This window comes from Novipirellula sp., from assembly GCF_041583735.1.
Classification (GTDB): domain Bacteria; phylum Planctomycetota; class Planctomycetia; order Pirellulales; family Pirellulaceae; genus Novipirellula.
In genome coordinates this window covers 1-6736 of sequence record NZ_JBFHFD010000470.1, presented here as the reverse complement: position 1 = coordinate 6736, position 6736 = coordinate 1, and the positions used below count along the sequence as shown (strand labels likewise).

Here is a 6736-nt window from a genome sequence, read left to right as displayed (position 1 = left end):
TGGTTCGACGATTGCTCGGACGATCGATAGACAGAAAGATTGGTGCGACAGAAAAATGAGACAGCCACGGCGCTTCGCAGTTGGACCTGAACACTCGTGTCTTCTTCATTTTTTAACCGGTCATTTTTTAACCTTTCGCTTCTACTCAGGCGCAAGACGACGATCCTGGAATAGACAACATCCGCATTTTGGCTTTCCTATTTTCCTGCCCTCTCCATCTTCCTGCCCAACCCCTGGTTGCCTGGAGTGCAGCTACCGTCGCCTCGCAAGTTTGGTGCTGCGACGCCAATACCGTCCGGATTCACGTCCGAGAAGCAGATAACAATCGCAGTGCAGAAAGCCAGCCATTTGATTCGCCATCTTTCAATCTTTCTGTCGCACCAATCTTTCTGTCCTCACTTGCGGCATGAACAGTTTCGCCATGCGGGAACAAATCGGCCCCAGAATCGATGGATCGATGCCTCGTGTGCTTCACCAACAATTTCGTTCGGTCGTCGCTCGGCCGATCGGTAGACAGAAAAATTGGTGCGACAGAAAAATGAGCCTGCCATGGCGTTTCATAGTTGGGTGCGATCGCTCGCGTCGTTTTCATTTTTTATCCGTCCATTTTTTAACCTTCCACCCCCTCTCCGGTGCGAGTCACGGCGATTACCCCCTGCCATCACATCGCATGTTGACAGCGATCGCTGCCGCCGCTGACGCGGCTTAGTGGTGTGATGGCGTTCGAAACCCCATGCTTACGCATGGGGCTAAATGCTTTCGCCGCTATCGCGGCTTTCGTACAAACGCCCATTCGCGTTCATTCGCGTGATTCTCGGGCCAACCGTTTGGAAACGTGAAATAGCGTCTGCGGCCGAAACAAGCTGCGATGGTCCCTCCGGGGCGAACCAAACCAACGTGGGATCTCCTGCCGTCGCGTTGCGACTATCCGGGGCGAGGTGCGTGTTGTTCCACGGACTCACGTCCGTGGCTATCGCATTTCGTCGCGTTGCGACTGGGGGGACAGGAGGCCGCGGCACCACTCTGGCTCGATGGGTCACCAGAAACACGTTGTCCGCAAGCGGTTCACGTGGAAGGTTTTGACGACAGAAATCGTCGTCTTGCGGTTCTTGGTGCCAATGTCTCGGTTGCACCATTTTCCGGTTCTCACGCCCAGCATGATCCAATGCCCAGCGCCGGGACAAGCCGGGATCGCTGGCCAATGGTGCCCGAATACAAGAAGTAGGGGTGGCAGGACTCGAACCCGCGACCAAGGAATTATGAGTTCCCTGCTCTAACCGACTGAGCTACACCCCCGGTGTGCCGCAGAGTTTAACATACTCTCCCTTCGTGTCGCACTAGGTGGTTTTCGCCTATAAGAAAAATGACACTTTTCCCGTCCCGAACGTTCGGTATTTTCGATTTTGCCCTCGCAAACCGTCACATCCCGCCGTTCGTCCTGGCGAGTGTCGCTCCGCTCTCCGAGCTGTTAGCGTTCATTCAGCCGACGCAAACCTAAAGCGACGCAACGGGTCATTCGGCAAAACGATCCGTGCCTTCGACGTCAATCGGCACATCAGCAGCTAGCACATGTACAATGCAAGCGATTGTCATCTCTGCCGTGGACACCGTTGTTGAATAAAGGCTGTATCATTATCGAGAGTGGCGATAAGCTGAGTTAATGTCACGCAAACAAATGACGATGTTAGCTGAGCAAGTCTTGGATTACATTTCCGGACACGTCCGTCAAACGGTAGTCGCGGCCTTCGTGGCGGTAGGTTAGCCGTTTATGGTCGACTCCTAATTGATGCAGCAACGTCGCGTGCAGATCGTGGACGTGAACAGGGTCCCTGGTGATGTTGTAACCGAATTCGTCGGTCTCTCCGTGAATGTAACCTTGACGCATTCCACCGCCCGCCATCCACATCGTAAAACAACGCGGATGATGGTCGCGACCAAAGTTGTCCGGTTTGATTGCTCCTTGGCTGTAGGCAGTGCGTCCAAACTCACCGCCCCAGATCACAAGCGTGTCGTCCAGTAAGCCTCGGCGTTTTAAATCCAACACCAAGGCCGTCGCTCCTTGGTCGGTTTCTTTGCATTTGGTCGCCAATCCACTTGGCAAACCACCGTGGTGATCCCAGTCGCGATGACAAAGCTGGATAAAGCGAACACCCCGTTCGGCCAAACGTCGGGCTAACAAGCAATTGTTTGCGAACGAAGGTTTACCAGGCGTCGCGCCGTACAAATCCAAGGTCTCCTGCGACTCTTGCGACAAATCCGTCAACTCCGGCACACTGGACTGCATCCGAAATGCCAACTCGTAGTTTTCAATCTGCGCCGAAATTGCCGGGTCACCTAGATTGCTCAACGCCAGCGAGTTCAATTCGTTCGTCGCATCGAGCAATTGCCGGCGTGATTGGGCGTTCACACCGGGCGGGTTCGAAACGAACAACACGGGGTCTCCCGCATTGCGAAATTGCACACCACCGTACTGCGAAGGCAGAAAACCACTTCCCCAATAACGCGTTTGCAACGTTTGACCACCACCGCCGCTGGTCAGCACCACGAACGCGGGCAAGTCCGCATTGTCACCCCCCAAACCATAAGCCAACCAAGCTCCCATCACGGGCCGACCGGGTTGTTGGTTGCCGGTTGCGAAAAAGGTAACGGCGGGATCGTGGTTAATCGGATCGGTGTTGAGCGTACGAACGAACGTGCACTCGTCGGCGATCCGCGTCAGGTTTGGCAATAGCTCGGAAATGTCCATGCCGACGTTACCATGCTTAGCAAACTTGAATGGTGAACCGACACAGAGCAGGTTCTTTTGTCCGCTGGTCATCGTCGTAATGCGTTGGCCTTTGCGAACGCTATCGGGCAAATCCTTGCCCGTCATTTCGGTCAACGTCGGTTTGGGATCGAACAAATCCAATTGCGAAGGCGCGCCCGACATGAACAAATAGATAATTCGTTTCGCTTTGGGTGCAAAATGCAACTGCCCCATCGCCCCCGCGACAGCAGTGTTCGCATCGCCGGCCGAACCGCCCGACGCATTCGTCTTGTTTAAAAGCGAAGCCAACGCCCAGGCTCCCATGCCCGTCGTGCTGTTTTGCAAAAAGCGACGTCGTTGCAAAGAGAAATCATTGTGTTGATGCATGGAAAGCATTTCTATAATTCGTTTATTCGCTAATTCGAAAGAGTTTCATTCAAATTCAGGATCACATTGCTCAGTGCCGTCCATGCGGCCAGTTGCACGACATCCAAGGATTCCGGTCTTGCTAGATCGCCCACGGCAACCAACTTGCTGGCCGCATCGGGGTCCGCTTGATAGGTTGCCAGTTGTTGGTCGAGCGTGCGGATCAGAATCGACGTCTCGGTCTCAGTCGGCGTGCGTGCCAACGCCAATCGCCAAGCAAACTCGATACGTTGTCGTGGATCCAATTCCGGTTGGGCAAGAATTCGCTGGGCCAGTGCACGCGCGGCTTCGACAAAAACCGGATCATTCATCAATACCAAGGCCTGCAGCGGCGTGCTCGTCTTGGCACGCTGAGCCACACAGAACTCTCGCGTCGGTGCATCGAGCGTCACGAAAGAGGGATACACCGTGGAACGTCGCCAGTAAACATACAGTCCGCGACGGTAGAGATCGTCTCCCGTTGATTTGTCGTAACTGTAACCGCTCATCTCGTTGATTTCCCAAGTTCCTGCTGGCTGGGCCGGCTTGATACTCTTGCCGCCGATTTTCGGATTCAGCACACCCGCGATCGCCAACGCGTTGTCTCGCAAGAACTCGGCTTCCAATCGTTGGCGTGGCCCGTGGGCAAGCAAACGATTTTCGGAATCTCGCTCCAACAGCTCGGGCGAAACCTGTGCCGATTGACAGTAAGTCGCACTCATGACCATTTGCTTGATCGCGCGTTTGGTGTCCCAGTCGCTCATGAAATCGGCTGCCATCCAGTCCAGCAACTCAGGGTGACTGGGGCGTTCGCCTTGGGAACCGAAATCATTCACCGTCTTCACAATCCCCGTTCCGAACAACATTGCCCACCAACGGTTCACGGCAACACGCGAAGTCAGCGGATGGTCGCGCGACGTCAGCCACTTGGCCAAATCGAGTCGGTTGAGTCGTTTGTTTTCTTGATTCGCTATCTGCGGCAAGAACGCGGGCACCGCAGCATTCACGGCCTCGCCGTCTTCGTCGTAATTCCCTCGCACTTTAATAAATGTTTCTCGGGGCTTGTCCATTTCGGACATCACCATCGTATTGGGAATCGCCGTTTCAAAATCTTGTTTGGCCTTGCGTTGCGTGCTGATCAACGTTTGCAGTTCAGCCAACTGTGGAACCTGCGTTTGCTGAAAATACTGATCCAACGATTTTTTCTGCTGCTCCGAACGTTGGTCCGCTGGCAGCTTCGCAATCGCCTGTGCCTCGGCGGCATTTAGCGAAGCGACTTCAGCACCCGAAAGTTCGCGGCTGTAAATTCGCACATCGTCGATCAACCCTTTGAACGGAGTTCCACCGGGACCGCGACGTCCAATACAAAACGGCACGTCGGTCGTGATCTCGCCCTTTAACGCGTCGATCTTTACGGTCAACTTAGCTTGCTGTCCGTTGACATACATCTTTAGACCAGCGGCTTTCCCTGAACCGTCGTATGTCACCACGAAGTGCGTAAACTTGTTTTCTTGAAAGTCGTCGTCGGCTTGTACATGGATCGCATCGCCATTCCATTTGTGAATCAGATGAAAGCTGGGCCGCAAGCCATGGAATTCGATGTCCCAGCCTCTCGCCCCGTTGCCATCGTCCATTTTTCCAAGTGGAGCTCCACCCGCTTTGGTCACTGACAAATAAGCTGCGACGCTAAACGCCTGGTCACGGGTAAAATTGAACTGTTGCCCGTACTCAAATGAGGCGTTGCCTGTCGTCTCGAAACACTTACCTACCGCTCCGTCGACAAATTTGATGTCGCCTTTCGCGGTTGCCGTCAGCGGTCCAGTAGCATTGAGTGATTGGCCATCGCCTTGTTCGTCGAGCGAAAACAATGCATCAGCCGAGGGCATCGACGAACGGATTTCTGTCTCGGTGAAATCTTTCTCCCAGGCAGACTTCTGCTGGGCAAGTCCTTCGTTGAGTTTTGCCAAGTTCGATTCGGCGGATGCGATGTCCATGTCGAACTTTGCCAGTCGCTCGGTATCTTCGCTGGAAGGAACTCGCAGAAACGGTTTCGGATTGCGATCGCGAACGCCGTCCTTGCCGTTCTCGGGGACATTGTTGAAGAACGCGTACAGACGGTAAAAGTCGGCTTGCGTGATCGGATCGTATTTATGATCGTGACACTGCGCACAAGCCACCGTCATTCCTAACCATGTGACGCCAGTCGTTGCAACGCGGTCGACAACGTACAAGTTGCGATACTCCGAGTCGATCAACCCACCTTCGTCGCTGGTCATCACATTACGATGAAAACCGCTGGCGATTTGTTGGTCGATGGAAGCGTCGGGAATCAAGTCGCCCGCCAATTGCTCATTCGTAAACTGATCAAAGGGCAAGTTTTCATTGAATGCGTTGATCACTCGCTCACGCCACAACCACATGTCTCGTAGCGAGTCGTTGTGGTATCCACTGGTATCTCCATACCGCGCAAGGTCCAACCAGGGCACCGCCAAGCGTTCCCCAAAATGTTGACTGGCCAATAACCGATCGACCACTTTTTCAAACGCGTTAGCGCTATCATCGTTGATAAACGCATCGACCTCTGCGATTCCTGGCGGCAGTCCCGTCAAATCGAGCGAAACTCGCCGAATCAATCGTTCTTTCGATTCCTGGGGTGCTTGATCGAGTCCGACTGATTTCAGTTTTCGAAGAACGAACGCATCAATGGCATTATGGATTTTCCCATTGGCCAGATCGTCTTGCGGGACTGCTGGTTGCCGCACGGGTTCGAAGGACCAGTGATTCGACCACTTGGCACCTTGCTTGACCCAGCGAGTAAGAATTTCTTTTTGCGGTTCCGATAATGGTTTTCCTTCGTCGGCGGGAGGCATCTGCTCGTCATCGCTGGCAAATACGCGTCGCAGCATCTCGCTATCGTCTGGTTTGCCCGGCACAACCGCGGGACGACCGGACTCACCCGGTCCGAACACCGATTCGGCTTGATCCATCCTCAAGCCAGCTTGGAGTTGTTGGTCGTCGGGTCCATGACATGTGAAACAATGGTTCGACAGAATTGGACGCACGTCGCGATCGAAGTTAACCGCAATTTCGCCAGCAGGCTTTTTGTCATCTGCGTACGAAACGGGCGCGAAGAAAATCAACGCTGTGATGAAACAGGAGGCGAGACGTTGAGCAGGTAACACCATGGGCGGGACCGAAGGATGATGTTCAGGTGGAGCGGATGGTTCCCATTGCAGATTGCATTTGCTAGATGGCAACCGGAATGCATCCAATGGAGGTGGGTAGGTTCAATCGGATTAGTGTACTCCATTTTCCCGCGAGTGAGTTTCGCAGTGTTTTCCAGACCTGACAAAATGCTCTGTCCCGTTTGTTCGTCGTTCGTGGAGCGTCACGCAATCGAAGCAAAAGGCGGCAAAAACATGGAGGGCAAAAAGATGAAGCTCCAGGTTTCTGCTTTCCGATTTTTTTGCCACCCATCTTTTTGCCGGCTTCTTCCAATTCCCCGCGTGAACGCTGCAGCCCGCTTCTTTTTATTTCCCTACCTCCATCTTACTACCAATGTTCGCATTGCGGCGAAGAGATTGC

General features: G+C 53.8%; 3 protein-coding genes and 1 tRNA gene. 1 reads left to right on the top strand and 3 read right to left on the bottom strand.

Going from position 1 to position 6736, the window contains the following annotated elements; all coding sequences use genetic code 11:
* Positions 1-1222: 1222 nt before the first annotated feature.
* From ABX962_RS26020 to ABX962_RS26010, 3 genes are all read right to left on the bottom strand, one after another.
* Positions 1223-1296 (bottom strand) — tRNA-Ile (locus ABX962_RS26020).
* Between the two features lie 388 nt (positions 1297-1684).
* The gene (locus ABX962_RS26015) at positions 1685-3133 is read right to left on the bottom strand and encodes a DUF1501 domain-containing protein (protein WP_372723721.1); all 1449 of its coding nucleotides are present in this window, start codon (positions 3131-3133) and stop codon (positions 1685-1687) included.
* Positions 3134-3162: 29 nt separating this feature from the next.
* Positions 3163-6336 (bottom strand): DUF1553 domain-containing protein, encoded by a 3174-nt coding sequence (locus ABX962_RS26010; protein WP_372723719.1) that lies wholly within the window; start codon positions 6334-6336, stop codon positions 3163-3165.
* Between the two features lie 147 nt (positions 6337-6483).
* On the opposite strand from ABX962_RS26010, the gene ABX962_RS26005 reads away from it, so the two are divergent.
* Positions 6484-6736 (top strand): hypothetical protein (locus ABX962_RS26005; RefSeq protein WP_372723717.1); only part of this gene is annotated, 253 nt, incomplete at its 3' end.